General features: G+C 71.1%; 28 protein-coding genes and 1 pseudogene. 15 read left to right on the top strand and 14 right to left on the bottom strand.

Features of this window, described 5'->3' with window-relative positions; genetic code table 11:
- Positions 1-18: 18 nt before the first annotated feature.
- The gene (locus AC3ANS_RS10930; RefSeq protein WP_488296182.1) at positions 19-1146 is read left to right on the top strand and encodes an SPFH domain-containing protein; all 1128 of its coding nucleotides are present in this window, start codon (positions 19-21) and stop codon (positions 1144-1146) included.
- Positions 1143-1907: a sulfite exporter TauE/SafE family protein gene (locus AC3ANS_RS10925; RefSeq protein WP_488296181.1), complete on the top strand. Its 765-nt coding sequence runs from the start codon at positions 1143-1145 to the stop codon at positions 1905-1907. Before AC3ANS_RS10930 ends, AC3ANS_RS10925 begins: the two co-directional genes overlap by 4 nt.
- 190 nt (positions 1908-2097) lie before the next feature.
- On the opposite strand, the gene AC3ANS_RS10920 is transcribed toward AC3ANS_RS10925, so the two are convergent.
- Positions 2098-2454 carry a DUF4267 domain-containing protein gene (locus tag AC3ANS_RS10920; RefSeq protein WP_284535658.1) on the bottom strand — a complete coding sequence of 119 codons (357 nt, stop codon included), beginning with the start codon at positions 2452-2454 and terminating at the stop codon, positions 2098-2100.
- 53 nt (positions 2455-2507) lie between these two features.
- Between AC3ANS_RS10920 and AC3ANS_RS10915 the strand changes: the two genes are divergently transcribed.
- Positions 2508-3167, top strand: coding sequence for a nitroreductase family protein (locus AC3ANS_RS10915; RefSeq protein WP_488296180.1), 660 nt, complete (start codon positions 2508-2510; stop codon positions 3165-3167).
- Positions 3168-3335: 168 nt separating this feature from the next.
- On the opposite strand, the gene AC3ANS_RS10910 is transcribed toward AC3ANS_RS10915, so the two are convergent.
- The 8 genes from AC3ANS_RS10910 to AC3ANS_RS10875 form a co-directional block, all read right to left on the bottom strand.
- The gene (locus AC3ANS_RS10910; protein ID WP_488296179.1) at positions 3336-3758 is read right to left on the bottom strand and encodes a DUF3224 domain-containing protein; all 423 of its coding nucleotides are present in this window, start codon (positions 3756-3758) and stop codon (positions 3336-3338) included.
- Between the two features lie 53 nt (positions 3759-3811).
- Positions 3812-4774: an alpha/beta hydrolase gene (locus AC3ANS_RS10905; protein ID WP_488296178.1), complete on the bottom strand. Its 963-nt coding sequence runs from the start codon at positions 4772-4774 to the stop codon at positions 3812-3814.
- Complete coding sequence (locus AC3ANS_RS10900; protein WP_488296177.1) at positions 4771-5517, bottom strand: glycerophosphodiester phosphodiesterase; 747 nt, start codon at positions 5515-5517, stop codon at positions 4771-4773. Before AC3ANS_RS10900 ends, AC3ANS_RS10905 begins: the two co-directional genes overlap by 4 nt.
- Positions 5514-6227 carry a gamma-glutamyl-gamma-aminobutyrate hydrolase family protein gene (locus AC3ANS_RS10895; RefSeq protein ID WP_488296176.1) on the bottom strand — a complete coding sequence of 238 codons (714 nt, stop codon included), beginning with the start codon at positions 6225-6227 and terminating at the stop codon, positions 5514-5516. The genes AC3ANS_RS10900 and AC3ANS_RS10895 overlap by 4 nt, the downstream gene beginning before the upstream one ends.
- A gap of 2 nt (positions 6228-6229) precedes the next feature.
- Positions 6230-7009: a 3-oxoacyl-ACP reductase gene (locus AC3ANS_RS10890; protein WP_488296175.1), complete on the bottom strand. Its 780-nt coding sequence runs from the start codon at positions 7007-7009 to the stop codon at positions 6230-6232.
- A gap of 151 nt (positions 7010-7160) precedes the next feature.
- The gene (locus AC3ANS_RS10885) at positions 7161-8525 is read right to left on the bottom strand and encodes an aldehyde dehydrogenase family protein (protein WP_488296174.1); all 1365 of its coding nucleotides are present in this window, start codon (positions 8523-8525) and stop codon (positions 7161-7163) included.
- The gene (locus tag AC3ANS_RS10880) at positions 8525-9862 is read right to left on the bottom strand and encodes a glutamine synthetase family protein (protein ID WP_488296477.1); all 1338 of its coding nucleotides are present in this window, start codon (positions 9860-9862) and stop codon (positions 8525-8527) included. Before AC3ANS_RS10880 ends, AC3ANS_RS10885 begins: the two co-directional genes overlap by 1 nt.
- Positions 9863-9915: 53 nt before the next feature.
- Complete coding sequence (locus AC3ANS_RS10875; protein ID WP_488296173.1) at positions 9916-10653, bottom strand: FadR/GntR family transcriptional regulator; 738 nt, start codon at positions 10651-10653, stop codon at positions 9916-9918.
- 150 nt (positions 10654-10803) lie between these two features.
- Between AC3ANS_RS10875 and AC3ANS_RS10870 the strand changes: the two genes are divergently transcribed.
- From AC3ANS_RS10870 to AC3ANS_RS10860, 3 genes are read left to right on the top strand one after another with little or no spacing between them, the layout of a single operon-like run.
- The gene (locus tag AC3ANS_RS10870) at positions 10804-12417 is read left to right on the top strand and encodes an amino acid permease (protein WP_488296172.1); all 1614 of its coding nucleotides are present in this window, start codon (positions 10804-10806) and stop codon (positions 12415-12417) included.
- Positions 12418-13332: an LPS biosynthesis choline kinase gene (locus AC3ANS_RS10865; protein ID WP_488296171.1), complete on the top strand. Its 915-nt coding sequence runs from the start codon at positions 12418-12420 to the stop codon at positions 13330-13332.
- On the top strand, positions 13325-15739 hold the full coding sequence (locus AC3ANS_RS10860; protein ID WP_488296170.1) for a GcvT family protein: 2415 nt from the start codon (positions 13325-13327) through the stop codon (positions 15737-15739). Before AC3ANS_RS10865 ends, AC3ANS_RS10860 begins: the two co-directional genes overlap by 8 nt.
- A gap of 4 nt (positions 15740-15743) precedes the next feature.
- Here AC3ANS_RS10860 and AC3ANS_RS10855 read toward each other — a convergent pair whose 3' ends face one another.
- A complete protein-coding gene (locus tag AC3ANS_RS10855; protein WP_488296169.1) occupies positions 15744-16418 on the bottom strand; it encodes a chitosanase in 675 nt (224 codons plus the stop codon).
- Positions 16419-16621: 203 nt separating this feature from the next.
- Between AC3ANS_RS10855 and AC3ANS_RS10850 the strand changes: the two genes are divergently transcribed.
- The 4 genes and pseudogenes from AC3ANS_RS10850 (at position 16622) to AC3ANS_RS10835 (ending at position 19675) form a co-directional block, all read left to right on the top strand.
- Positions 16622-17137 carry a PadR family transcriptional regulator gene (locus AC3ANS_RS10850; protein ID WP_488296168.1) on the top strand — a complete coding sequence of 172 codons (516 nt, stop codon included), beginning with the start codon at positions 16622-16624 and terminating at the stop codon, positions 17135-17137.
- Positions 17134-17588, top strand: a pseudogene (locus tag AC3ANS_RS10845) (ABC transporter ATP-binding protein); the annotation flags it as partial. The gene AC3ANS_RS10850 and the pseudogene AC3ANS_RS10845, both read left to right, overlap by 4 nt.
- 36 nt (positions 17589-17624) lie before the next feature.
- Positions 17625-17864, top strand: a complete 240-nt coding sequence (locus AC3ANS_RS10840) for a hypothetical protein (protein WP_488296588.1) — start codon at positions 17625-17627, stop codon at positions 17862-17864.
- A complete protein-coding gene (locus AC3ANS_RS10835) occupies positions 17861-19675 on the top strand; it encodes an ABC transporter permease (RefSeq protein ID WP_488296167.1) in 1815 nt (604 codons plus the stop codon). Before AC3ANS_RS10840 ends, AC3ANS_RS10835 begins: the two co-directional genes overlap by 4 nt.
- Positions 19676-19699: 24 nt before the next feature.
- Here AC3ANS_RS10835 and AC3ANS_RS10830 read toward each other — a convergent pair whose 3' ends face one another.
- Genes AC3ANS_RS10830 through AC3ANS_RS10820 form a run of 3 tightly spaced genes read right to left on the bottom strand, consistent with a single transcriptional unit; the run spans position 19700 to position 20639 of the window.
- A complete protein-coding gene (locus tag AC3ANS_RS10830; protein ID WP_488296166.1) occupies positions 19700-20203 on the bottom strand; it encodes a carbohydrate ABC transporter permease in 504 nt (167 codons plus the stop codon).
- Positions 20203-20385 carry a hypothetical protein gene (locus tag AC3ANS_RS10825; protein WP_488296587.1) on the bottom strand — a complete coding sequence of 61 codons (183 nt, stop codon included), beginning with the start codon at positions 20383-20385 and terminating at the stop codon, positions 20203-20205. The genes AC3ANS_RS10830 and AC3ANS_RS10825 overlap by 1 nt, the downstream gene beginning before the upstream one ends.
- Positions 20307-20639, bottom strand: a complete 333-nt coding sequence (locus AC3ANS_RS10820; RefSeq protein WP_488296165.1) for a LacI family DNA-binding transcriptional regulator — start codon at positions 20637-20639, stop codon at positions 20307-20309. Before AC3ANS_RS10820 ends, AC3ANS_RS10825 begins: the two co-directional genes overlap by 79 nt.
- Before the next feature lie 167 nt (positions 20640-20806).
- Here AC3ANS_RS10820 and AC3ANS_RS10815 point away from each other — a divergent pair, with 167 nt between their 5' ends.
- From AC3ANS_RS10815 to AC3ANS_RS10805, 3 genes are all read left to right on the top strand, one after another.
- A complete protein-coding gene (locus AC3ANS_RS10815) occupies positions 20807-21925 on the top strand; it encodes a SpoIIE family protein phosphatase (RefSeq protein ID WP_488296164.1) in 1119 nt (372 codons plus the stop codon).
- Positions 21926-22041: 116 nt separating this feature from the next.
- Positions 22042-23070 (top strand): hypothetical protein, encoded by a 1029-nt coding sequence (locus AC3ANS_RS10810; RefSeq protein WP_488296163.1) that lies wholly within the window; start codon positions 22042-22044, stop codon positions 23068-23070.
- A gap of 43 nt (positions 23071-23113) precedes the next feature.
- Complete coding sequence (locus AC3ANS_RS10805; RefSeq protein WP_488296162.1) at positions 23114-23704, top strand: class F sortase; 591 nt, start codon at positions 23114-23116, stop codon at positions 23702-23704.
- On the opposite strand, the gene AC3ANS_RS10800 is transcribed toward AC3ANS_RS10805, so the two are convergent.
- Positions 23682-24266: a DUF2238 domain-containing protein gene (locus AC3ANS_RS10800; RefSeq protein ID WP_488296161.1), complete on the bottom strand. Its 585-nt coding sequence runs from the start codon at positions 24264-24266 to the stop codon at positions 23682-23684. The two genes, AC3ANS_RS10805 and AC3ANS_RS10800, sit on opposite strands and share 23 nt — an antisense overlap.
- A 96-nt stretch (positions 24267-24362) precedes the next feature.
- Here AC3ANS_RS10800 and AC3ANS_RS10795 point away from each other — a divergent pair, with 96 nt between their 5' ends.
- Both AC3ANS_RS10795 and AC3ANS_RS10790 read left to right on the top strand, forming a co-directional pair.
- On the top strand, positions 24363-25487 hold the full coding sequence (locus AC3ANS_RS10795) for an LLM class flavin-dependent oxidoreductase (protein WP_488296476.1): 1125 nt from the start codon (positions 24363-24365) through the stop codon (positions 25485-25487).
- The gene (locus tag AC3ANS_RS10790; RefSeq protein WP_488296160.1) at positions 25484-26083 is read left to right on the top strand and encodes an FMN reductase; all 600 of its coding nucleotides are present in this window, start codon (positions 25484-25486) and stop codon (positions 26081-26083) included. Before AC3ANS_RS10795 ends, AC3ANS_RS10790 begins: the two co-directional genes overlap by 4 nt.
- Positions 26084-26086 lie beyond the last annotated feature (3 nt).

Genomic DNA, 26086 nt, shown 5'->3' with positions numbered 1-26086 from the left:
CAATAGAAGGAGAGACCTGTGCCTGTGATCCTGATCCTGTTGGCGATCCTGCTGCTGTTCGTGATCGTCCTGCTCGCCAAGACCGTCCGCATCGTGCCGCAGGCCCGAGCGGGCATCGTTGAGCGCTTCGGCAAGTACAAGGAGACCCTGCCCGCCGGGCTGAACGTGCTGGTGCCGTTCATCGACCGGGTGCGCTACATCATCGACCTGCGCGAGCAGGTGGTGAGCTTCCCGCCGCAGCCCGTGATCACCGAGGACAACCTCGTGGTGTCCATCGACACCGTCATCTACTTCCAGGTCACCGACCCGATCGCGGCGACGTACGAGATCGCCAACTACATCCAGGCCATCGAGCAGCTGACGATGACCACGCTGCGCAACATCGTCGGCGGCATGGATCTCGAGGAGACCCTCACCAGCCGCGACCAGATCAACTCCGGCCTGCGCGGAGTGCTGGACGAGGCCACCGGCAAGTGGGGCATCCGAGTCAACCGGGTGGAGCTGAAGGGCATCGACCCGCCGCCGTCGATCAAGGACTCGATGGAGAAGCAGATGCGCGCGGATCGTGAGAAGCGCGCGGTGATCCTCACGGCGGAGGGTCAGCGTCAGGCGGCCATCCTCACCGCCGAGGGCGCGAAGCAGTCCTCGATCCTGAACGCCGAAGGCGCGCGTGAGTCGCAGATCCTGCGCGCCCAGGCCGACCGGGAGTCCTCGATCTTGCGGGCCCAGGGTGAGGGGCAGGCGATCCAGACCGTGTTCCAGGCGATCCACGACGGGCGCCCTGACCAGTCGCTGCTCGCCTACCAGTACCTCCAGATGATGCCCAAGATCGCCGAGGGCGACGCCAACAAGGTCTGGATCGTGCCGAGCGAGATCGGCAAGGCACTCGAGGGGCTCGGGTCGACCATGACCGACCTGCAGGGCATCCCGCGGCACGTGGACGGGCCGGCCAAGCGGGTCGACATGGGCCCGACAGAGCCCAGCATCTCCGGCCCCGACTCCCAGCTGAGCCAGACCAACGCCGCTGTCGAGGCAGCGATCGCCGAGGCCAACCGGGCGGCCAACCCGGGCAGGAGCTCCCTCACCGATCCGGCCGACGGCCAGCTCGACCTGCCGTCGCCGGCCGAGGAGCCGCCCGCCTCGTGACGCCGTACGAAGTCGTGGCGGTCCTGCTGGCCGGGGTCGCCGCCGGAACCATCAACACCGTGGTGGGGTCGGGAACGCTGATCACGTTCCCGACCCTGCTGGCGTTCGGTGTGCCGCCGGTGACCGCGAACGTGTCCAACACCATCGGTCTGGTCCCCGGATCGGTCTCCGGCGCCGTCGGTTACCGGCGCGAGCTCGCGGGACAGCGCTCACGGGTCCTGCGGTTGTGCGGCGGATCGCTGATCGGCGGGATCCTCGGCGCCATCCTGCTGCTGGTGCTGCCTGACGGAGCGTTCGCCGCGATCGTGCCGGTGCTGATCCTGCTGGGTCTGGTGCTGGTGGTCCTCCAGCCCCGGATCTCCGCCTGGGTCGCCCGGCGCCACGACGCCACCGGCGGGCTGCCCCACCACGGCACGTGGTGGGTCTGGCCCGGGGTGCTGGCCACCGGTGTGTACGGCGGCTACTTCGGCGCCGCCCAGGGCGTGCTGCTGATGGCGGTGCTCGGCACCGGGATCGATGAGTCGCTCCAGCGGCTCAACGCCGTCAAGAACATCCTCGCCGCCGTCGTCAACGCCGTCGCCGGGCTGATCTTCGCCGTCGTCGCCGACGTCGACTGGCGGGTCGTGCTGCTGATCGGCGTCGGCTCGGTCATCGGCGGCCAGCTCGGCGCCACCGTCGGCCGTCGGCTCCCGCCCACCGCGCTGCGGATCGTGATCGTCTGCGTCGGCGTAGTCGCCCTCGTGGCCTTCCTCTGGGGCTGATCGGCTCCGCGTTCGGGCGTCGGCCCGCGGCAGTTCTGTCGTCGTTTGGTCACCAACGACAGGTCCGGTGCCGGAATCTGTGTCGTTGGTGACCAAACGACAGAGGTTTCGGCAGACCGCCAGGGATCGCGGTCGACCGGGTCTCCGACTCAGAACCGATGTCGTTCGGTCACCAACCGCAGATCGAGGATCAACGGCGGAACAGGCTGGACACCCCGGAGCCGATGGCGCCGACGGCGGGGCCGATGAGCGTGAAGGCGGTCTTCTTGGAGACGGTGCCCTCCTGCATGGCGAGGTAGCCGGTGGCGGCGTCGGCGGCGTCGACGAGGATGCCGGCGAGCACCACGTTGCGGCGGGTCTTGTCGCGCGCCAGGAGGGTGATCAGGCCGAGCGCGATCTCGCGCGAGCCGAACAGCCGGGTCAGGTAGGGCAGCTGGGGATTGGTGGCCGGGTCGAGCTGGAACAGCTTCGCGGCGAGGTCGGGGTTGGCGAGCGCCACCGAGCCGACCGCGACCCGGCCGAGGGACAGTCCGATCACAGGGTTCATGGCCGGCAACCTATCGGTCGCTTGGTTGGTGGGTGGAGTGGCAGGCTCGACGTATGGACCTCTACGACGTCATGCGGACCACACCTGCCGTCCGGGAGTTCACCGACGAGCCACTGCCGGACGAGACGCTGCACCGCATCCTCGACAACGCGCGCTTCGCCCCGAGCGGTGGCAATCGCCAGGGCACCCGGATCGTCGTCGTCCGCGACCAGGAGACCCGGCGGCGCCTGGCTGCCCTCAACGAGCCGGCGGTGCGCCGGTACGTCGCGCAGGCCAAGGCCGGCCAGAGCCCCTGGAACCCGCTGCAGCCGCCAACCCCCACCCCGGACGAGATCGCCGCCACGGAGGTGCCTGCCTCGTTCACGACGCCCGTGCTCACGGCCGCGGTGGTGCTCGTGGTCTGGCTGGATCTCGGGCTGGTCGCGGCGACCGACCAGGACCTCGACCGCATCGGGCTGGTGGCCGGTGCGTCGGTCTACCCGCTGGTCTGGAACCTCCTGCTGGCCGCTCGCAACGAGGGGTACGGCGGCACCATCACCACGATGGCCGTCGCGGAGGAGCCGGCCGTGCGCGAGCTGCTGGGAGTGCCCGATCAGTTCGCGCTGGCCGCGGTCGTGCCGATCGGCAAGCCCGTCCGCCAGCTCACCAAACTGCGACGGATCGAAGTGGAGGAGCTCGCCACCCGCGAGCGCTTCGACGGCAGGGCCGTCTGAGCGCCCGCGGGCGACGGCCCCGGGGTGGGGCGATCGAGTCGTCGCCGTACGCCCGGACGCCCACCGGCCGGCCGTGGGACATCATGCGGGTGGAGCCCACGGGCAGAGCCGGCGTCACGCCGTGCGGAAGAAGTCCCCCGACAGCGAGGCGGGGCGCGCCGAGGCGGGTCAGCTCTCCAGGGTGTAGTCGAGCTCGAACCGGTGCGTGCCGTCAGCGTCGACGACCAGCTTCCCAGTGCCGCTGATGCCGGCGAGCTCGCCGGCACCGCTGTCGGGCACGATCGTGAAGTGCTCGTCGTAGCGGTCGGTCCCGTGGGTCGACGCCGCGTGCACGACGTTGAACTGCCCCTCGCGGCCGTGCAGCGTCGCGTCCACGGCCTCGAGTGCGGCGTACGAGCCGACACCGGTCTCCTGGTTGAGACAGCCCAGGAACCAGGTGATCGACCGGCCCGAGAGGTCACCCTCGAACGTCTTGACCATGTGCGCGAGCCCGGCGGACGCGCCGGTAGTGATCAGAGGTACGTCGCCGACGACCGTGGGTGGGTCGGTGGGAGTCCAGTCGGACACGGTGAAGGTCGAGGTCGCACGCACTCGGACAGGCTAGTGACCCGGAGGCTCGATCCTTGGAAGGAACCCGACAGACCTCACTCGACGTACGCGGAGACCCACCGGTCCAGGGCGGCGTACGCCGCGGTGCGCGGCTCGGGCAGCGAGAGCACCACGTCGTGCCGCGCGCCCTCGATCGCCACGTACGTCACGTGCTTGCCGAGCGCGACCGCCCAGCGTCGGATCTGGGGCACCTCGAGCACGGTGTCGAAGTTGTGCACGTCCGGCCCCATCTCCTTGGGCCAGTGGGTGCCGCCCGAGGACAGCACGAGCACCGGGCAGCCGACGTCGAGGCCGCGGTGGAGCCGGCCGTGTCCGACGCGGATCGCCCGGAGCCACCCGAAGTAGACCGGCCACGAGTCCAGCGGCTTCCACTCGGTGTTGAAGTCCCACTCGCCCTCGTGGTCGATGTGGAGGCTGCGCGCGTAGAACCCCTCCACCTTGCGCGGCAGGACTCGCCGCGGCGAACGCGCGCCGACCCGCTTGACGATCTGGGTCCCGATGGTGCGGATCATCATGCCGCCCTGCATGTCCAGCCATGGGGAGTTCAGCACCATCCCGGCCAGCCGCGGGCGCCGCTCGTCTGCCCAGAGCGGGACGATCAGTCCGCCGGTGGAGTGTGCGCTGAGCACCACCTGATCGTGGCCGTCGCGCTCGACGATGCGGTGCCACGCCGCATCGAGGTCGGCGAAGTAGTCGCGCAGGTCCGTGACGAAGTTGGCCGTCTGGTGCGCGCGGATGGAGCGGCCGTACTTGCGCAGGTCGATGGCGTAGAAGTCGAAGCCCCGCTCGTTCCACCACTCGGCGAACTCGGTGTGGAAGAAGTAGTCGGCGAACCCGTGGACGTAGAGGACCGCGCGACGCGTGGGTCGTGCGGCACGGCGTACGACGAGGGTGGCCACGACCGGGCCTTCCTCGTCGGGAGGCAGGTTGATCGTCTCGGCCAGGTAGGGCTCGCCCAGGATGTCGGGGAGCAGCTCGTCGAACGCGCCGCTGGTCATGACTGGATTCTTCCAGGGCGGCGGAGCCGGAGGGCGAGCGCCGGGTGGTTGGTGGTCACCATCCAGGCCCGCCCCGGGTGCAGCCAGTGGCGCAGCGCCCGCGGGGTGTCGACGGTCCACACCAGGAGCGGCAGCCGATGGCGGCGCGAGAACCGGGCCACGCCGAGCAGGGCCAGGGAGTGGTGAGCCACCACCACCGAGGCCCCGGACCGTCGGACCCGGCGCCCGGGCATCAGCTCGGAGCGCCGGATACGGATCTGGTCACGGAGGGAGAACCCCCTGGTGTTGCGCCCGAGGGAGAGGCCGGCGAGCAGGTCCAGGCCCTGGCTCTCGCCCCAGTCGCGGATCGCCTTGACGGCGCGGTCGCTGCCCGTCGTGACCACGAACCCCCGGGGGCCGAGGACCTCGACGGCGCGGGCGACCGCGTCGACGGCGCACGCCGTGCCGGCAGCGCTGGCCTTGAGGTCGATGTGGGCACGCCGGACTCCGGCGAGCATCGCCAGCGCCTCGTCGTACGTGACCAGCTCCGGGACGCGCCCGATGACCTCCGCCCCTGAGGTCTCGGGGATCACGATGTCGCCCGCGTCGGAGGCGAAGACCGGGTCGTGGTGCACGACGAGCAGCCCGTCGACGCAGCGCTGGACGTCGAACTCGACGAAGTCGGCGTCGAGCCCCAGCGCCTCCTCGAACTGGCCCCGGGTCAGGCAGCGGTGGGCGCTGATCAGGACGGGGCTGTGGCTCATCGAGCGGAAGCGTAGTCCGCGGCCGCCCGCACCAGTCCCGCGAGCAACCCGACGTCGGCCGCGGTCTCCGGATGCCACTGCACCCCGACCGCGAACCGTTCCCCAGGAGCCTCCATGGCCTCCAGGGTGCCATCCTCGGCATGGGCGACGGCGGCGTACCCCGGATGTGCTCGCACCGACTGGTGGTGGTGGCAGTTGACGGCGAGCCGGTCGCCGACGAGCCCCGCCAGACGGGTGCCCGGGCTGGTGGTCACCGTGGTCGCCCCGAACTCCGCGCCACCGGGGGAGTGCTGCTCGTGGTCGACCAGGTCCGGCACGTGCTGCTCCAGGCTGCCTCCGGCGTGCACCGCCATCACCTGCATGCCGCGGCACACCCCGAGCACGGGCAGCCCGGCGGCCTCCGCGGCGTCGAGCAGCGCGGACTCCCATGCGTCGCGGTCGGCTCGCCATCCGACGGTCCGGGGGTGCGGGTCGGCGCCGTAGCGCGCGGGCTCGACGTCCGCGCCGCCGCTGATCACCAGGCCGTCGAGGCGGGCGACGATCGCGTCGGCCGCACCCGTGCTCCCGACCGGCGGGAGCAAGACCGGTACGCCGCCGGTCTCCTCGACCGCGGCGGCGTACTGCGTCGGCAGCAGGTCGGCACGCTGGTGCCACACCCCCCAGGCCGCGTCCTCGCGATAGGTGGTGAGCCCGATGACAGGGACGACCACGGCTACAGCGGGGTGACGTAGGCGCCGGAGATGCCGCCGTCGACCAGGAAGGTGTTGGCCGTCATGAACGAGGAGTCGTCCGAGGCGAGGAACAGCACCGCGGCGGCCATCTCCTCGGGCTCGCCGAAGCGGCCCATCGGCACGTGCACCAGGCGCCGGGCCGCGCGCTCCTCGTCCTTGGCGAACAGCTCCTGCAGCAGCGGGGTGTTCACCGGCCCGGGGCAGAGCGCGTTGACGCGCACCCCCTGCCGGGCGAACTGGACGCCGAGCTCGCGGGTCATCGAGAGCACCCCGCCCTTGGAGGCGGAGTAGGAGATCTGCGACGTCGCCGCCCCCATGACCGCCACGAACGACGCGGTGTTGATGATCGAGCCCTTGCCCTGCTCGAGCATGTGGGGGAGCGCGGCCTTGCAGCACAGGTAGACGCTGGTGAGGTTGACCTCCTGCACCTTGCGCCACGCGTCGAGGTCGGTGTCGAGGATGGAGTCGTCCTCGGGCGGGCTGATGCCGGCGTTGTTGAAGGCGATGTCCACCGAGCCGTAGGTGTCCTTCGCTGTCTGGAACAGCGCGTCGACCTGCTCCTTGCTAGTCACGTCGACGTGGACGTACGCCGCCACCGCCGCGCCGCCCAGCTCTTCGACCAGGTCTGCTCCGCGGGCATCGTCGATGTCGCCGATGACGACCTTGGCGCCCTCCGCGACGAACCGCCGGACGGTCGCCAGGCCGATGCCCGAGCAGCCGCCGGTGATGACCGCGACCCGGTCCTGGATGCGTCCTGCCATGTGTGACTCCTTGTCGTGGTGGTTTCGAGGCTCGTCGCTAGCGCTCCTCGCACCTCAACCACCGTGACGGTGGTGGGGTCGGGTGGGTCTCGATCGGCTACGTGTGGGTGGTTGAGGTGCGAGCGACGAGAGCATCGCAACCACCCTCCTCCTAGTGACTGATGAAGACGTTCTTCTCCTCGGTGAACGCCATGGGGGCGTCCGGCCCGAGCTCGCGGCCGAGGCCGGACTGCTTGTAGCCGCCGAACGGCGTCCAGTACCGGACCGAGGAGTGCGAGTTCACGCTGAGGTTGCCGGCCTCGACGCCGCGGGCGACGCGCAGGCCGCGGCCGAGGTCGCTGGTGAAGACCGAGCCGGACAGGCCGTACTCCGTGTCGTTGGCCAGCTCGATGGCGTGCGCCTCGTTGTCGAACGGCATCACCGCGACCACGGGCCCGAACACCTCCTCGCGCCAGATCCGCGTGGCAGGGTCGTCGATGGTGACGACCGTGGGCGGCACCCAGAACCCGTCCCCACCGGGGGTGGAGCCGGCGAACGCCACCTCGACCTCGTCGAGGTAACCCGTGACCGCGGCCTTCTGGTGCGCCGAGATCAGCGGCCCCATCTCACTGGACTCGTCGCCCGGGTCGAGCACACGCAGACCCTCGACCGCCGGCTGCAGCTTGGACAGGAACTCGTCGTACGCCGAGCGCTCGACGAGGATCCGGGAGCGCGCGCAGCAGTCCTGCCCGGCGTTGTCGAACACGGCGTACGGCGCGCTTGCGGCCGCGGCGTCGATGTCGGCGTCGGCGAACACGATGTTGGAGCTCTTGCCGCCGAGCTCGAGCGTCACGCGCTTCACCTGCTCGCTGCAGCCCGCCATGATCCGCTTGCCGACCTCGGTCGATCCGGTGAAGCAGACCTTGCGCACCAGCGGGTGCGTCACGAAGCGCTCGCCGACGATCGAGCCCTTGCCGGGGATCACGGTCAGCACGTGCTCGGGCAGGCCGGCCTCGAGCGCGAGCTCGCCCAGGCGGATCGCGGTGAGCGGGGTGAGCTCCGCCGGCTTGAGCACCACGGTGTTGCCGGCTGCCAGGGCGGGGGCGAAACCCCAGCCGGCGATCGGCATCGGGAAGTTCCAGGGCACGATGATCCCCACGACGCCCAGTGGCTCGTGGAAGGTGATGTCGACGCCGCCGGCCACGGGGATCTGCCGGCCGAAGAGCCGCTCGGGCGCCCCGGCGTAGTAGTTGAGGCAGTCCCGGACGTTGCCGGCCTCCCACCGGGCGTTGCCCCAGGTGTGCCCGGCGTTGCGGACCTCGAGCTCGGCGAGCTCCTCGACGTGCTCGTCGACCACGGCCGCGAAGCGGCGCAGCAGCCGCGCTCGCTCGCCTGGCGGCATCGCCCGCCAGGCGGGGAACGCGGCGTGGGCGCGCTCGATCGCCGCGTCGGCCTCTGCCACGGACGCCAGGTGGACGCTGGTGACCGGCGCGGCGGTGGCCGGGTTGATGACGGTATAGGTGTCGCTCACGCTCACTACAGCCTCTCGAATCCTCGACGGAGCTCCCAGTCGGTGACGGCAGCGGCGTACGCCGTGAGCTCCACGTCGGCCATGTTGACGTAGTGGTCGACGACCTCGTCACCCAGGGCCGCGCGGGCGATCGCGGAGCCGGCGAACCGGTCGCGCGCCGCAGACATCGTGCGCGGCACCTGCGGGCGGCCCGAGGTGTAGGCGTTGCCGACCAGCTCGTCCTCGAGCGGGAGCTCGTTCTCGATGCCGTGCAGGCCACCGGCGACCATCGCCGCCAGGGCGAGGTAGGGGTTCACGTCCGCGCCGGGGATCCGGTTCTCCATGCGGGCCGAGGGGCCGTGCCCGACGAGCCGGACCGCGCAGGTGCGGTTGTCGAGGCCCCAGGCGACCGTGGTCGGTGCGAAGGAGCCGTCGGCGAACCGCTTGTAGGAGTTGATGTTCGGTGCGTACAGCAGCGTGAAGTCGGGGATCGTCGCGAGCACGCCGGCGATGAAGTGGTCGTACAACGGGGTGCGCTCGCCGGTCTCCTGGTCCCAGAAGACCAGCGAGCCGTCGGTTCCCCGCAGCGACATGTGGATGTGGCAGGAGCTGCCCTCGCGCTGGTCGTACTTCGCCATGAACGTGATCGCCTTGCCCTGCTGGGCGGCGATCTCCTTGGCCGCTGTCTTGTAGACCGCGTGGTTGTCGGCGGTCGTCAACGCGTCCGCGTAGAGGAACCCCACCTCGTGCTGGCCGAGGTTGCACTCGCCCTTAGCGCCCTCGACGTCCAGCCCGGCGGCGTACATGTGGTTGCGCAACGAGCGCAGCAACGGCTCGATCCGGGTGGTGCCCAGGATCGAGTAGTCCACGTTGTACTGGTTGACCGGGGTGAGGTTGCGGTAGCCGTCGATGGCGGCCTGCTCGTACGTCGTGTCGAAGGCGATGAACTCCAGCTCGGTGCCCGCCAGCGCCGTCCATCCGTGCTCGGCGCACCGGTCGAGCTGGCGCCGCAGGATGCCACGCGGGGACTGGACCACGGGGGTCTCGTCGGGCCAGACGAGGTCGCACTGGATCATCGCGGTCGCGGGCAGGTGGCTCAGCACTCTGATCGTCCGGTCGTCGAGGCGGAACTCCATGTCGCCGTACCCCTTCTCCCAGGAGGAGATGGTGTAGCCGTCGACGGTGTTCATGTCGACGTCGACGGCGAGGAGGTAGTTGCACCCCTCGGTCCCGTGCCCGGCGACGTGGTCGATGAAGTACCTGCCGTGCAGGCGCTTGCCCTGGAGCCGGCCCTGCATGTCGGTGATCGCGACGACGACGGTGTCGATCACGCCGCTCTCGATCCGGTCGATGAGCTGGTGCATCGTCAGGTGCCGGCTGTTGCGGAGTCCGGTCTGGTCCTGGGCCACGCTGTCCCCTATCCCACGAGCCCGCGCAGGAGCGCGGCCGTGTCGTCGCAGTGCTCTTCCATGACCCGGCGAGCGCGCTCGGCGTCCCCGGTGAGGATCGCCTTGACCAGCGTCGCGTGCTGGCGGTCGGAGTGGCCGATGTTCCGGTTCAGGACCGGGATCGCCAGCAGCATCTCGTGCAGGGTGGCCTGGACGGAGGTGACCGCCTCGATCACCCGCGGTGAGTCGGCCAACGACGCGACGATCAGGTGGAAGCGGGAGTCGGCCTGCCGGTGGGCCGCCGGGCGCCGAGCGTCCGTGACCTCCGCGAGCGCCGTGGTCAGCTGCTCGCGCCGGCCCTCGTCGAGCTCGGTCCGTGCGGCGAGGTAGGCCGCGCCGGGCTCCACGATCCGCCGGTACTCCAGCGCGTCGAACCAGTCGAGGCGCTGCGCGGGGGTGAACCGTGCCGCCTTGCGAGCATTGGGCAGCCGGGGCTTCAGCGTCACCACGGTGCCACCGCCGCGACCGCGGGTGGTCTCCACCAGCCCCGCCTCGCGCAGCGCGGCCATGGCCTCGCGCAGCGTCGCTCGGGAGACCGCGAGACGCTCGGCGAGGTCGCGCTCGGCGGGCAGCACCGTCCCCAACGGATAGACACCGAGCCGGATCGCGGTCGCCAGCTGCTCGACGCAGGACTCGAACGCGTGGTGCCCCCGCACCGGGCGCAGCACCGCCTCCGGCAGGCGGTCCTCGGGGGTGGGGGCGGTCACGGGCTCAACCATCGGGGCCCGACGCGGACAAGTCAATGACGCAATGGTCTGAGTTCATACCTTTTTAACAAACGACCATTTACACCCGGAACGGCCGGGGTCTAGCGTCCGTTCACATTCGCACGAACCCTCCCCGGAAGGTGTGTCGCAATGCCCGAAGCCCATGAGCCGGTGCCGGCTCATCACCCTCATCTCAGCGCGGACGAGGCCCACCTCGCCCGGCTCGGCTACAAGCAGGAGCTCAACCGGACCTGGTCCGGGTTCTCGAACTTCGCGATCTCGTTCTCGATCATCTCGATCCTGGCCGGCTGCTTCACGACGTTCGGTCAGGGCTGGAGCAACGGCGGGCCCGTCGCGATCACGTGGGGTTGGCCGATCATCTCGCTGTTCATCCTGATCATCGGGTTCACGATGTCCGAGCTGGTCTCGGCGTACCCGACGTCGGGCGGCATCTACTGGTGGGCCTCCAAGCTCGGCGGCCCCGCGGCGGGCTTCTACACCGGCTGGCTGAACCTGATCGGCCTGATCGCGGTGACAGCCTCCGTGGCGTACGGCGCGGCGACGTTCCTCGACATCACGCTGAGCACGCTCAGCTCCAGCTGGGCGGACGGCTACAGCCTCAAGCGGGTGTTCGTCCTGTTCGTGGCGATCATGGTCCTCGCGGTGTTGCTCAACGCGTTCGGTGCGCACCTGCTCGCGGTGATCAACAACATCTCGGTGTGGTGGCACGTCGCCGGTGCGGCCGTCGTGATCCTGATCCTGGTGATCGTGCCCGATCACCACCAGGACCTCTCGTTCGTGATCAGCGAACGCATCAACAACTCCGGGTTCGCCGCGGGCTCGGGCAGTGGCGGTACGTACTGGTTCCTGGTGCTGCCGCTGGGCTTCCTGCTCACGCAGTACACGATCACCGGCTTCGACGCCTCCGCCCACCTCTCCGAGGAGACCGCCGAGGCGTCCGACTCGGCGGCCAAGGGGATCTGGCGGTCCATCTTCTACTCGGCCATCGGGGGCTGGGTCCTGCTGCTCTCGTTCCTCTTCGCGGTCCAGGACCCCGACGGCGTCACGGCCGGCATCAACTCGGGCCTCAACGGGGCGGACGTGATCTTCGGCCAGTCGCTCAGCAACGGGTGGCACGTCACGATCCTGGTGATCTCGACGGCGGGCCAGCTGTTCTGCGCCACCGCGTGCCTGACGAGCGCCTCACGCATGACGTTCGCCTTCAGCCGTGACGGCGCGATCCCCGGGTCGGCGATCTGGTCGAAGGTGGCGGCCAACAAGGTCCCGGTGAACGCCGTGCTCGCCGTTGCAGTGATCGGGGTGCTGATCACGCTGCCGGCGCTGATCGAGGTCAACATCGGGACGTCCGACGCCCCGATCATCGTGCCCACGGCGTTCTACGCGGTCGTGTCGGTCGCGGTGATCGGCCTCTACCTGGCGTTCGCCATCCCGATCTTCCTGCGCTGGCGGATGGGTGACGCCTTCGAGGCCGGTGCCTGGACGAACGGCTCGAAGTACAAGTGGATGAACCTGGTCGCGGTTGCGGAGATCGTCGTCATCTCCGTCTACTTCATCCTTCCGTTCTCGCCGCTGGCCGTGCCCTGGAACGAGAACTTCTCCTGGAAGTTCGTGAACTACGCCCCCATCCTCACGTTCGGTGCCCTGATCCTGCTGACGATCTGGTGGCACCTCTCGGCCAAGAAGTGGTTCACGGGTCCGAAGCACACCATCGACCCGGCCGTCGTCCAGGCGTTCGACGACTGAGTGGAACGCCCTCCTGCGCTGGACCGCCTCGCCTGCCTGGCGGGGCGGTCCTGGCATGTCGACGAGCTGCCCGGCGGGCTCACCAACCGCAACCTCCACGTGGTCACGGACGACGCCGGGCCTCGCCTCGACCTCGTGGTGCGTTGCTCGCAGGGTGACCCGGTCGCCCTCGGCATCGACCGCGACGCCGAGGCGGCCCACACCCGGATCGCTGCCGCCTCGGGCATCGCTGCGGACGTCGTGGAGTACCGGCCCGACCTCGGGCTGCTCGTCATCGAGTTCCTCTCCGGCAAGCCGCTGGTGAACGCCGACTTCGGCGATCCTGACGTGCTCGCCCGGGCGGCTGCCTCCTGCCGGGTGCTGCACGCCGGTCCGGCGTTCGGCACAGACTTCGACATGTTCGAGCGGCAGGCGGCCTATCTGCGGACAGCCCGCAGGCGCGGCTACCGGGTGCCGTCGGGCTACGACGACCACGCCGGCGCGTGGTCCGACGTACGCCGGGCTCTCGGCGTCGCGCGTCCGCCGACCGTGCCGTGCAACAACGACCTGCTGGCTGCCAACTTCATCGACGACGGCGAACGGGTCTGGCTGATCGACTACGAGTACTCCGGAAACAACGACGCGGCGTTCGAGCTCGGCAACACCGCTGCGGAGTGCGACTTCACGCTCGACCAGGTCGAGGCGTACACCGAGGCCTACTACGGATCGCCCACCCGCGCCGACCTGGCCCGGGTGCGCCTGCAGATGCTGTGCAGCGCCTATGGCTGGTCGCTCTGGGGATTCATCCAGGAGGCGGCCAGCCCGATCGACTTCGACTTCAGGATGTGGGGGATGGCGCGCTACGAGAAGGCGGCCGCGATCTTCGGCGGTCCGGACCTGGCCCGGCTCCTCGAGGAGGTGGCGACCGGTGACTGACCTGCCGACCCGCGCCCGGGTCGTGGTCGTCGGCGGCGGCGTGATCGGCACCTCGGTCGCCTACCACCTGGCCAAGCTCGGCTGGACGGACGTGCTGCTGCTCGAGCAGGGCACGCTGTCCTGTGGCACCACCTGGCACGCCGCCGGCCTGGTCGGGCCACTGCGCGCCTCGGAGAGTGGCACCCGCCTGGTGCAGTACTCCGCCGAGCTCTACGCCGCCCTCGAGGCGGAGACTGGCCTGGCCACCGGTTACCGCAACGTCGGCGGGGTGATCGTGGCCCGCACCGAGGACCGGATGGTCCAGCTGCGGCGTACGGCGGCCAACGCCACGGCGTACGACATGGACTGTGAGCTGGTTAGTCCGGAGCGGGCCCAGGAGCTCTGGCCGCCGATGCGGGTCGACGATCTGCTCGGCGCGATCTGGCTCCCCGGCGACGGGAAGGTCAACCCGACGGACCTCACCCAGTCGCTGGCGAAGGGCGCGCGCCTGCGCGGTGCCCGGGTCGTGGAGCGCGTGCGGGTGACCGGGTTCAGCGTCCGCGAGACGCCGACCGGGCGACGCGTGACCGGTGTCGTGACCGACCGGGGCTCGGTCGAGGCGGAGGTGGTCGTCAACTGCGCCGGGCAGTGGGCCAAGGCGCTCGGCGACATGGTCGGGGTGCCGGTGCCGCTGCACTCGGCGGAGCACTTCTACGTCGTCACGGAGGCCGTCGAGGGTGCTCACCCCGAACTGCCGATCATGCGCGACCCCGACGGCTGGACCTACTTCAAGGAGGAGACCGGCGGCCTCGTGGTCGGCGGCTTCGAGCCCGAGGCCAAGCCGTGGCGCTCACCCGACGACCTGCCGCACCCGTTCGAGTTCCAGCTGCTGGAGGAGGACTGGGAGCACTTCTCGGTGCTCATGGACGAGGCGCTGCGCCGCATCCCGGCGTTGGAGGAGACCGGGATCCGCAAGTTCTACAACGGGCCGGAGTCGTTCACGCCCGACAACCAGTTCCTCCTCGGCGAGGCGCCCGGCCTGCGCGGCTACTTCGTCGGCGCCGGGTTCAACTCCGTCGGGATCGCCTCGGCCGGTGGTGCCGGTCGCGCGCTCGCGGAGTGGATCGTCGCCGGCGCTCCTCAGGACGACCTCGTCGGTGTGGACCTGCGGCGCTTCGCGCCGTTCCACGCCGACAACACCTGGCTCCGCTCCCGGGTCGCGGAGGTCCTGGGCCTGCACTACGCGGTCCCGTGGCCCAACCGGGAGCTCGAGTCCGGGCGCCTGCAGCGCACCTCGCCACTCCACGAGCGGCTGGCGGCGGCCGGGGCGCTGTTCGGCACCCGGATGGGCTGGGAGCGCCCGAACGTCTTCGGGCCGCCGGGCGCGACGCTGGCCTATGCCTGGGACAAGCCGTCCTGGCTGCCCTGGTCGGCGGCCGAGCAACGGGCGACCAGGACGGATGTGGCCGTCTTCGACCAGACGTCGTTCTCGAAGTACGTCGTCTCCGGGCCGGACGCGCTCGAACGGCTGCAGTGGGTCTGCGCCGCCGACGTGGACGTGCCGGTGGGGCATTGCGTCTACACGCCGTTCCTCAACGAGCGCGGCACCTACGAGGCCGACCTGACCGTCACCCGCACCGGGCCGGACTCGTTCCTCCTCGTCTCGAGCTCGGCGACGACGATCCGCGACCTGGACTGGCTGGACCGGCACGGCGTCCCGGCCGTCGACGTCACCGACCGGTACGCCGTGCTCGGGGTGATGGGACCTAGCTCGCGGTCACTGCTCGCATCGCTCTCGGACGACGACTGGTCCGCGGAGGGCTTCACGTTCGCGACCAGTCGAGAGGTGACGGTCGCCGGTGTCGAGCTCCGCGCGACGCGGATGACCTACGTCGGCGAGCTCGGGTGGGAGCTGATGGTCCCGGCGGCCGGCGCGGCGGAGGTGCTCGATGCCCTGACCGCGTCCGGTGCGACGAACGCGGGCTACTACGCGATCGAGTCGCTCCGGCTCGAGAAGGGCTACCGCGCGTTCGGACGCGAGCTCACCCCGGACTACGGGCCGGTCGAAGCGGGTCTGGTCTTCGCGACGGCACTGGACGGCAGCAAGGACTTCCTCGGCCGCGCGGCGCTCCACGAGCACCGCGAGAGGCTGCGGGCGGGCGGGCCGCGCCGGCGGCTGGTGTCGATCGTCGTCGACTCACCCGAGCCGATGCTCTGGGGTGGTGAGCTGCTGCTGTGCGACGGCGTGCCGGTCGGGCAGGTCACCAGCGCTGCATGGGGGGAGACCGTGGGCTCCTGCGTGGGTCTCGCCTACGTCCGCAGCGACGGTCCGGTGACGTCCGGCTGGCTCGGCTCCGGAGCGTTCGAGGTCGATGTCGCGGGGGAGCGGTACGCCGTCCGGCTCTCGCTCCGGGCGCCGCTGCCCTGACCGGTCACGCCGCGATGTGGAAGCGGTCGCCGTACACGTGCCAGGTCAGCGGCGGGCGCAGCCCGAAGTTGCGCTCACGCAGGAACCTGCGCTGCGCGGTGTCGATGCGCGAGGTGTCCTCGTGGGCCTCCTCCAGGCGCATGACCCGCTTGCGGGCATCGAGGAACGCGTTGAGGTAGCGCACCTCCGAGCCCCCCTCGGCGGGCGTCGCCGCGTGCCGCATCGCCGCCCGGCGGATGCCACCGAAGCTCTCCGCGTCGGTGCCGGGTCCGTGCATCACCATCGCGTCGTAGTAGATGAACTGACCGAGCGAGCGCAGGCCGTCCCGCTTCGCACGACGGACGGCCGGATCGAAGTAGACGCGGTCGCGCTCGCCGTCCTGGGCGTGCTGGAACCCCACGCTGCGTGCCGCCTCGTGCCAGGCCCGGACGAACGGCCGCCCGAGTCCGGCATGGGAGTCGGTGCCGTCGACCCGGCGCAGCGCCGGCAGGAACGGCGCGAGCGGGTTGTCCGGGTGCTGGCGGGTGTAGCGGCGTACGAGCTCGAGCATGTCCCCGGTGCCCGAGCAGAACCCGATGATCCCGCCCGTGTAGCCCCGACCGTCCCCGATGTCCTCGAGGTAGGTGTACTGCTTGCGCCACTCCAGGGTGGAGTTCTCGGCACTGGAGACCAGCTCCATCGCGATCTCCTTGCGGTCCGCCCGATCCAAGCCAGGAGGCGCCGTCGCGGCGCCGGGCGCCCCCCAGAGAAGGAGGAGAGAGGTCAGCATCGCTCCGAGCCATCGCATCCTCCGAGGCTAGACCCGTTCCCGTGCGCGACCCCTGGTCAGACCGCCAGATAACGGTTAGCCTCGCCCCAACAGATAACGGTTAGGGGTATGGCATGCAACAGGAAGTCGTCCTTGCGCTGCTCGCCAAGGAGCCCTCGCACGGCTATGAGCTGCGGGCCCGGATCGAGCGGGCCCTGGGCCCGCTGGCCGAGGGCTTCAACGCCGGCCAGATGTACGTGACGCTCGGTCGTCTCGAGCAGGCCGGACTGGTCACCTCGATGAGGGAGGCGGCTGCCGAGCGGCCGGAACGACGTACCTACGACCTGACGCCGGCCGGTCGGGATCGGGTGGCGGAGTGGCTCGCCGACGTGACCTGGCCGCGCCCGGACCTCACCAACTTCCACCTGAAACTGACGGTCGCCGCGGCCGGGCGACTGGCGGACCCGCTCGCCGTCATCGACTCGCAGCGGCACGAGCTGGTCCGGCGCCTCCGGCAGGCCCAACGCGCAGCGCTGTCCGAACCGGACGGCTCCGACGCCTCTCTCCTCCTCGAGGGCGTGGTGCTGCGAACCGAGGCCGACCTCGCCTGGCTCGACGCTTGCGAGCGGTCCTGGGAAGCGTCACGATGAGCGGCGCAACGGGAGCCGCGATCCGCGTCGGCGGCCTGACCCGGCACTACGGCCGTGGTGACTCCCTCGTGCGGGCCGTCGATGGCGTCGACCTGGAGGTGGCGTCGGGCGAGTCGGTGGTGGTGGTCGGCCCGAGCGGCTGCGGGAAGTCCACCCTGCTGCAGCTGATGGGCGGGCTCGACCTGCCCACGTCGGGCGAGGTCTGGGTCGACGGCCGGCGGATCGACCGGACCACCGAGCGAGCCCGCGCGCGTCTGCGTCGCGACCACGTCGGCTTCGTCTTCCAGGACTTCCACCTCATGGACGACCTGTCGGCGGTGGAGAACGTCGAGCTTCCCGCACTGCTCGCCGGCGTTCGACCCAGGGTGGCCCGGCGGGCGGCCGCCGGGCTGCTGGAGTCGGTCGGGCTCGGCACCGGCCCGCGCAGCTCTCGGGCGGTCAGCGGCAACGGGTCGCCATCGCCCGGGCCCTCGTCAACCGGCCGACGGTGCTGCTGGCCGACGAGCCGACGGGCAACCTCGACAGCGCGGCGACCACCGAGGTGCTCCGGCTCTTCGACCGCCTCCGGCAGGAGGGGCAGACCCTGGTCGTGGTCAGCCACGACCAGCGGACGGCGGCGACGGCCGACCGGATGGTCTCGATGCGTGACGGGTCGATCGTCCAGGACGTGGTGCTGCGGTCCCAGGACGCCAGCACGGCCGACATCCTGGCGGGAAGCCGCGAATGAGCCGCTGGCTGCTCGGCTGGCGGCTCGCCGTGCGGGACCTCCGCCGGCGAGCGACCGAGACCCTGCTGCTGTTCGTCGCGCTGGGCGTGACCGCGACGACTCTTGCGATCGGCCTGATGCTCCACGGGCAGACGGCGACGCCGTACGCCCTGACACGATCGAGCACGGCGGGGCCGGATGTCGTCGCGGCGATCTTCCCCCCGCCGCACCACACGGTGCCCGCCGCGGGACGCGCCCGGCTCCAAGGACTCGCCGAGCGTCCGGAGGTCGCGTCGGCCAGCAGGCAGTTCCCGACCACGTGGACCTCGATCGAGGCAGACGGCGTCGCCGGCGTGGCTGAGGTGCAGGGGCGCGATCAGGGCCCCTCGGCCGTCGACCGGCCCCACCTCGTCGCCGGCCGGTGGGTCGGCGCGGGCGGGGTGGTGGTCGAGCGCGCCTTCGCCGAGGCCATGGGGTTGTCGGTTGGCGACACCGTCGAGCTCGGGGGACGACGCATGCCGGTGGTGGGCGTGGCCGTCTCGGCAGCGTTGCCGCCGTACCCGCAGCTATGCACCGTCGGCTGCATCCTGGACGACCCGAGTTGGATGTCCGCGCAGCCGGGTCTGGTCTGGACGACGCGATCCGAAGCCGCCGGCCTGGCCACTGCGGAGGAGCCGCTGGTGTGGTTCCAGTACCTCCGGCTCCGTGACCCGGCATCGGCCACGGCGTTCGCGCATCCCGACGGCTCGCTGGACCTGCCCGCGGGGCTGCCCCAGCTCACGGCCTGGCAAGACGTGGCGGGCCGGCAGGCCGAGCAGGTGGGCAACGAGCGCGCCGTGATGGTGTTCGGCAGCAGCCTCCTGGTGATCCTCTCGCTCGCGACCCTCGCGGTCCTGGTCGGTGCTCGGATGGGTGAGGAGCGACGACGGGTCGGCACGCTGAAGGCCGCCGGCGCGAGTCCCGGCTATGTCGCCGGGCTCCTGTTGACCTCCTACCTGGCGATCGGGTCGACCGCGGCCCTCGTCGGTCTTGCGGCTGGGCAGGTCGTCACCCCTCGGCTGGTGACCATGAGCGCAGGCCTCCTCGGCGAGGAGGGACCGACCTCGATGTCACTGACGGACGCGCTCGTGGTGGTCGGCTCGATGCTGGTCGTGGTCGTCCTCGCCACGAGCCTCCCGGCGTGGCGCGCTGCCCGGACCAGCACGATCGCGTCCCTCAGCGACCGGACGACCCTGCCTCGCCGTCATCGCCTCGTCCTCGCGGTGTCGGCCCGTCTGCCCGCCGCGGGACTCCTCGGACTCCGACTCGCTGTGCGACGCCCGCGGAGGGCGATGCTCACCGCACTCTCCATCGCCGTGGTGGTCTGCGCGGGGGTCGTGGTGCTGTTCGCACGCGCCGACCTGCGCGCCGAGCAGGGGGGTGCCGGCGGGCCGGCGAACCCGGTGACCGCGCAGCTCGGGCTGGTCACGACCACCGTGACCGTCCTCCTGGCGACCATGGCCGCCGTCAACCTGCTCTTCGTCGCCCGCGCCAGCAGCACCGACGCCGGCCGGGTCCTGGCCGTCGCCCGGGCCGTCGGCGTCACGCCGACCGGTGCCGGCGCGGCGATCGGCGTGGGCCAGCTCCTTCCCGCCGTACTCGGCATGGCAGTCGGCGGCGTGAGCGGGACCGGTCTCTACTACGCGCTCTCGGCGTCGCGTCCCACGCCGCCCCCGCTCGGGCAGTTCGCGCTCCTGGGCCTGGCGACTCTCGCCCTGACCGTCGCGTTCACCGCGATCCCGGCCCGGTGGGAGTCCCGGCGTCCGATCGCCGCGGCGCTCCGAGCACCGTGACAGCGACCCGGCCGAGCTATCGGGTCACCCCTTGACCGCCCCCTCCAGGCCGCCGCGCAGGAACATCCGCTGGAAGGCCAGGAAGAACACGATCGGCAGCCCGCAGGAGACAAGCAGTGCGGCGAGCACCACGTCGAGCTCGGTGACTGCCGCGAGGCGGGGGAGCCGCACCGACAGGGGCTGCTTGGCCGGGTCGGGCAGCACCACCAGCGGCCAGACGAAGTCCTTCCACGCCGCGAGGACCGCGAACACCGACACCACGCACAGCACGGGGCGGGACATCGGCAGCACCACGTGCAGGAACAGCCGGAAGCCGCCGCACCCGTCGACGCGCGCCGCGTCGAGGATCTCGGGCGGGAGGTTGTCGAAGAACCGCTTGACCAGGGCGACGTTGAAGGCGCCGGCGCCGGCGGGCAGGAACGCGCCCCAGTGGGTGTTGACGAGGTTCCAGTCGGTGAACGGCAGGTCGAGCACGGTCAGGTAGAGCGGCACCAGCAGCACAGCCGCCGGCACGAACATCGTCGCCATCACCAGGCCGTCGAGCAGCCGCCCGAAGCGGGGCGCAGCACCGAGAGCGCATACCCGGCTGTGACCGCGACCAGCATCTGGGTCGCCCACGAGCCCGCTGCGATCACGACGGTGTTCCAGAAGTAGCGCTTGAGATCGATGTCGACCCAGGCGGGTGCGCAGGTTCTCCCAGTCGATCCCATGTGGCCACAGGCCATCCGGCCACTTCCGCCAGCGCGGGGAAGATCGGGTTCTGGAGCTCGGGGAGGACCGGACTGACCAGGCGGGCGCGCTCGCCGCGCAGCTTCGTGGGCCGTTCGTAGCCCAGCACGTCCAGCGCGGTGAGGACCGTGGAGCGAGTCGCGGCGCTCACGCCGGGCTTGCTGCTGAGGACCCGGCTGACGGTGGCCTCGCTGACCCCGGCCCGGGCCGCGACCTCGGCGAGTCGACGTGTCATGACCCAAGGGTCAAGCCAGCGGTACCCCACCTGTGTGCAAGTCACTGCAAGAATCCGGCGACTGCCTGCCGTCTGTCGTGCGAGGGCTGGCCGTTCGACCGACCAAAGCGGGCCCGACTGTGGACGGGAACACCTCGCCACGCTCGGACGCTGGTTACGCTCGGTGCGTGGCCGGTACGTCGGGGATCCTGGGCGCCCTTCGACGCGCGGCGAGCTTCGTGGACGACCGGGTCAGCGCCCGGGTCGCGGCCTGGCGCACCGGCAGTAGCTCCAGCCAGGCGCTCGCGCTCGGGGTGCTGGTCGCGGGGGTCGCCGCCTCACTGGTGATCTCGCTCGCGGCGTACAACCTGATGCCGCTGACGGCGTACTTCGTCTGGTTGCTGCTCGGCATGCTGCTGCTCCGCTTCACGCCGATGCTCGTGCTCAGCGGGTGCACTCTCCTGGCGGCGCTCACCGCGGTCCTGCACGAAGGGAACCTGGCCGGCGCACGACTGACGGCGCTGGTGACGATGGTTCTCTCGGTCCTGGTGCTGCTCTTCCAGTCGAGCCGCCAGCGCAGCGGTCTGCCGGGGTCACTGGGCGAGGCGATGCTCGCCGACCTGCGCGACCGGCTCCAGGCTCAGGGCAAGGTTCCGCCCCTGCCCGCCGGGTGGACGTCGCAGTCCGCGATGCTGCCGGCCCACGGCGCCGGCTACGCCGGCGACTTCCTGGTCGCAGACCTCGACGACGACGACCGACACCTGGAGATGATCCTCGTCGACGTGTGCGGCAAGGGGGTCGCCGCGGCCACGCAGGCACTCCAGTTCGCCGGCGCCCTGGGCGGCCTGGTCGGCGCACTGCCGCCGCTGGCGCTCCTCGAGGCCGCCAACGGGTTCCTGATGCGCCAGTTCTCCGATGAGTCGTTCGCGACCGCGGTCCACGTGATGGTCGACCTCGAGGACGGCAGCTACTCGATCGTGAGCGCCGGACATCCGCCGGCGCTGCGCTGGTGCGGCACCCAGGGCGAGTGGCTGATCGACAACGCTCGAGGCACCGCCCTCGGCATCACCCGACGCCCGGAGATGCATCCCAGCACCGGTGTCCTGGCACCGGGCGAGGCGCTGCTGTTCTACACCGACGGGGTGGTCGAGTCGCGGCATGCGGACCTCGACGAGGGGATCGCCTGGCTGCAACGCACCGCCCGCGACGCCGTGGCCGGGGGCTTCGACGGTGCGGCCGGACGCATCGTGCGCCGAGTCGCACGCGGTGACGACGACCGGGCGGTGCTGATCCTCGCCCGGTCGTGATGACGCGCCGGTCTAGACCACCGCGACAACAGGTTTCCGCAGGGCACGCGACGGCAACGTAGCGGCCGTTGGGGGACGACTGCCGCATCGCGGCCTGGACACACATGGAGCACGTCATGGGGAACTCGGTACGTCTGCGCGCGCTCGCGCTCGTCGCCGCCGGAGTCATCGGGAGCTGGTCGCTGGCAGGGCCCGCAGCCGCAGACCCGAAGAGCGATCACGTCGACCACGGCCACCATCTCGGTCAGGACACCTCGACCGACCCGCAGTCCGACCAGGGTCGGCACGCTGGTCAGCAGCAGGGGCACCACCACGGACACTCGCACGCGCCGGGACAGCAGGCAGCCCCGGGACACCCGGGCAACCAGGGTCAGCAGGGCGACCACGGCGCGCAGGCCCCCGGTCACCTCGCCCAGGGCGCCGCGCACGGCGACCCTGCCGGCAACAACGGCACCGTGAAGATCGCCGGCCCTGGCGACGAGATCGGCCAGCCGAGCAACAACCCGCACCCGGGGTGCACGTTCTACGTCGAGTGGTTCGGCTTCGACGAGGGTGCAGACGTGGTCTCGACGGTCACGTTCACCTCGCAGGCGCCCACCTCGGACGTCGTCCTCGGCGGCACCGCGCCCGCCCAGGTGTTCGTCGGCGGCGACCCGGCAGGCGGCGGCACCGACCTCGACGGGCGCCAGGCCTACACGCTGACCTTCCAGGGTGAGCCGCAGCCCCAGCAGGGCTACCACGTCAAGCTGACGGTGGCCACGCCGCGGTCGCTGGGGAACGACACCAAGACGAAGGTCTTCTGGGTCGAGCCCTGCGCCGACGTCGCAGCGTCCGAGGCGCCGGCCCCGACGGACACCCCGGCCGCGGGCGTGGGTGCCACGACGGCCGGGACCACCCAGTCCTCCGAGGCTGCCGCGACCGACCAGGGCGTCCTCGGCGAGATCTACGTCGCCGATGACGCCGCGGGTCAGGGTGTCGACGCTGCGACGGCCCGCGCCGGCGCGGCGGTGCCGACGGCGGTCGATGCGGGAGAGAACGGTGTGCTGCCGTCTTGGGCACGCTCCCCGCTCCCGCTGACGCTGATGTCGTTCGCGCTGGTCCTGGTCGGGGCCGGCATGGTCCTGCGCAACCGGTCGCGTGCCTGAGCCAGGCACCCGTAGGGCGCCGGCAGGCCGCCATCCCCGGTGGATGGCGGCCGCCGGTGTCGCGCTGATCGGCCTGGGCGCCGGGCTCTGGTGGGCGCAGACGTCCGGGACGCAGGCGGTGACCGTCGACCCCTCGGGCAGGCCGGCCGCCCGCACCCGGACCGCACCCACGACCGAGCCCGTCCGGGCGCCGCGGGAGCCCGGTTCGCCCGTGCGCGTTCGGATCCCCGCGCTCGGAGTCGACGCCCCGGTGCTGCCGGTGCGGGCCCCCGGCCGCACCTTGATCCCGCCGAGCGACCCGCAGGAGCTGGGGTGGTGGGCGGATGGCGCCAAGCCGGGCGCGGCCACCGGCAGTGCGCTGTTGGCGGGCCACACCGTGCACACCGGCGGGGGCGCGCTCGACGATCTCGAGGACCTCTCCCGCGGCGACCTGGTCGTCGTGCGGACGGACCGGGGCACCGTGCGCTACGACGTACGCCGCGTCCGCGTGTTCAGCAAGGGCACGATCGCGGACGAGGCCACCGAGCTCTTCAGCCAGGACGTGCCCGGCCGCCTCGTGCTGGTCACCTGCGAGGACTGGGACGGCGAGCGCTACCTGAGCAACGTCGTCGTCACCGCGACTCCGCGCGCGTAGCCCGCGCGACGACCAGGCCGGCCACCAGGGCGCCGAGCGTGCCGAGTGTCTCGTCGCCGAGCGTGTCCTCGTAGGCCGTGTCCAGCTCGGTCCCGTGCCGGATGAACGTGAACCACTCGCCGAGCTCCCACCCGATCGCGAGCACGGCTCCCAGGCCGGTGAGGAGCACGATCACCACCCATCCGGGCCGGAGACCCCGGCAGATGATCAGCCCGATGCCGGTCAGCAGCAGCGCCCAGTTCGCGAAGTGGTTGAGGTCGTCCCACCAGCCGATCGCGTCGTAGAGGTCGAGGCTGTTGCCGGTGACGTCGACGAGGAACGGCGCCATCACCAGCGTGAACGCGGCGTACGGCGGGGCCGGCCGCGGCTCGGTGCGCCGCGTGGCCAGCCACCACAGGGCGGGGGTCAGGGCCATCAGCAGGGGATAGGCGACCAGCCGGGCGCCGAACGCCTTGTCGGCGAACCGGTCGATGCCCGGGACCCACTCCGCGACCGCGAGCTGGGCCACGGTCAGCACCAGCACCAGGACCGGCACCCAGGCGGGACAGCGTCGGCTCGTCACGGGGGCATGCTGCCAGCGCGTGCTGGAATACCCGCGACCCCGCTCCGGTTGAGTGGGCTAGTTCGTCATTCAACCAGTTTCAGGGAAGTGAGTGCCATGCAGTTCGGGATCTTCTCCGTCGGCGACGTGACCACGGACCCCACGACCGGACGCACCCCGTCCGAGCACGAGCGCATCAAGGCGCAGGTGGAGATCGCGAAGAAGGCCGAGGAGGTCGGGCTCGACGTCGTCGCGGTCGGCCAGCACCACAACCCGCCGTTCGTCGCGTCCTCGCCGACGACCACGATGGCCTACATCGCCGCCCAGACCGAGCGGATCGTCCTCTCGACGTCGACGACGCTGATCACCACGACCGACCCGGTGCGGATCGCCGAGGACTACGGCACCTTGCAGCACCTGACCGATGGCCGGATGGACCTGATGCTCGGCCGCGGCAACACCGGCCCGGTCTACCCCTGGTTCGGCAAGGACATCCGTGAGGGCGTCAACCTCGCGATCGACAACTACGCGCTGCTGCACCGGCTCTGGCGCGAGGACGTCGTGAACTGGGAGGGCCGGTTCCGTACGCCGCTGCAGGGCTTCACCGCCACGCCGCGTCCGCTCGACGGCGTCGCGCCGTTCGTCTGGCACGGCTCGATCCGGACCCCCGAGATCGCCGAGCAGGCGGCGTACTACGGCGACGGGTTCTTCTCCAACCACATCTTCTGGCCGGCCTCGCACACCCAGCAGATGGTCGCGCTCTACCGGCGGCGGTTCGAGCACTACGGCCACGGCACCGCCGACCAGGCGATCGTCGGTCTCGGCGGGCAGTTCTTCATGCGGAAGAACAGCCAGGACGCGGTGCGCGAGTTCCGTCCGTACTTCGACAACGCGCCGGTCTACGGCCACGGGCCGTCGCTGGAGGAGTTCAGCGCGCAGACGCCGCTCACGGTGGGCTCGCCCCAGGAGGTGCTCGAGCGGACGCTGGGCTTCCGCGAGTACGTCGGGGACTACCAGCGCCAGCTCTTCCTGCTCGACCACGCCGGCCTCCCGCTCAAGACCGTCCTCGAGCAGCTCGACCTCCTCGGTGAGCTCCTGCCCGCGTTGCGGGCCGGCTTCGCCGAGGGGCGACCGGCGCACGTGCCGGACGCTCCGACGCACGCATCGCTCGTGACGGCCGCCGGTGGCGCGCACGACACGACACTGCACGCCGTCGACGACGTGACCGGGGTGTCGGTGTGACCACCCGGTTGGTCGTCATCAGCGCCGGGCTGAGCGTCCCGTCGTCCACCCGGCTGCTCGCGGACCAGCTCGCTGCCGGTGCCGTCGCGGCGATGCACGAGCCGGTCGAGGTCGACGTCGTGGAGCTGCGCCCCTTGGCGCACGCGCTCGCCGACAACCTGCTCACCGGCTTCCCCTCCGGTGAGCTGGCCGAGGCGATCGCGACCCTGCGTCGGGCCGACGCCCTGATTGCCGTCACACCGGTCTTCTCGGCGTCCTACAGCGGTCTGTTCAAGACGTTCTTCGACGTGCTCGAGCCCGACCTGCTCGAGGGGATGCCGGTGCTGATCGGCGCGACCGCGGGCACTCCCCGGCACTCGCTCGTGCTCGAGCACGCGCTGCGCCCCCTGTTCACCTACCTGCACGCCGTGGTCGTGCCGACGGGCGTCTTCGCCGCGAGCGCGGACTTCGGGGAGCACGGCCTCGAGGAGCGCATCGAGCGCGCCGCCGGTCAGCTGGCGGCGCTGCTCACGGGTGCACCCCGGGAGCGCGGCCGCAGCGTCGAGGACGAGTTCGCCGACCCGACGCCGTTCGAGGACCTGCTCCGCGGCGCCTGACGG

The sequence above is a fragment of the Nocardia sp. 149-1B genome (genome assembly GCF_057747975.1).
The sequence above is the reverse complement of the archived record's forward strand: the minus strand, read 5'-3'. Positions and strand labels throughout refer to the sequence as shown.

Bases quoted from the DNA above. Each gene is read 5' to 3' on its own strand.
- AC3ANS_RS10915 (WP_488296180.1), top strand. From the start codon at position 2,508: ATGGACCTCTACGACGTCATGCGGACCACACCTGCCGTCCGGGAGTTC.
- AC3ANS_RS10795 (WP_488296476.1), top strand. From the start codon at position 24,363: ATGCAGTTCGGGATCTTCTCCGTCGGCGACGTGACCACGGACCCCACG.
- AC3ANS_RS10805 (WP_488296162.1), top strand. From the start codon at position 23,114: ATGGCGGCCGCCGGTGTCGCGCTGATCGGCCTGGGCGCCGGGCTCTGG.
- AC3ANS_RS10825 (WP_488296587.1), bottom strand. From the start codon at position 20,385: ATGGGATCGACTGGGAGAACCTGCGCACCCGCCTGGGTCGACATCGAT.
- AC3ANS_RS10850 (WP_488296168.1), top strand. From the start codon at position 16,622: ATGCAACAGGAAGTCGTCCTTGCGCTGCTCGCCAAGGAGCCCTCGCAC.
- AC3ANS_RS10890 (WP_488296175.1), bottom strand. From the start codon at position 7,009: ATGGCAGGACGCATCCAGGACCGGGTCGCGGTCATCACCGGCGGCTGC.
- AC3ANS_RS10835 (WP_488296167.1), top strand. From the start codon at position 17,861: ATGAGCCGCTGGCTGCTCGGCTGGCGGCTCGCCGTGCGGGACCTCCGC.
- AC3ANS_RS10905 (WP_488296178.1), bottom strand. From the start codon at position 4,774: ATGACCAGCGGCGCGTTCGACGAGCTGCTCCCCGACATCCTGGGCGAG.
- AC3ANS_RS10855 (WP_488296169.1), bottom strand. From the start codon at position 16,418: ATGGAGCTGGTCTCCAGTGCCGAGAACTCCACCCTGGAGTGGCGCAAG.
- AC3ANS_RS10820 (WP_488296165.1), bottom strand. From the start codon at position 20,639: ATGACACGTCGACTCGCCGAGGTCGCGGCCCGGGCCGGGGTCAGCGAG.
- AC3ANS_RS10870 (WP_488296172.1), top strand. From the start codon at position 10,804: ATGCCCGAAGCCCATGAGCCGGTGCCGGCTCATCACCCTCATCTCAGC.
- AC3ANS_RS10900 (WP_488296177.1), bottom strand. From the start codon at position 5,517: ATGAGCCACAGCCCCGTCCTGATCAGCGCCCACCGCTGCCTGACCCGG.
- AC3ANS_RS10810 (WP_488296163.1), top strand. From the start codon at position 22,042: ATGGGGAACTCGGTACGTCTGCGCGCGCTCGCGCTCGTCGCCGCCGGA.
- AC3ANS_RS10920 (WP_284535658.1), bottom strand. From the start codon at position 2,454: ATGAACCCTGTGATCGGACTGTCCCTCGGCCGGGTCGCGGTCGGCTCG.
- AC3ANS_RS10830 (WP_488296166.1), bottom strand. From the start codon at position 20,203: ATGGCGACGATGTTCGTGCCGGCGGCTGTGCTGCTGGTGCCGCTCTAC.
- AC3ANS_RS10880 (WP_488296477.1), bottom strand. From the start codon at position 9,862: ATGCACCAGCTCATCGACCGGATCGAGAGCGGCGTGATCGACACCGTC.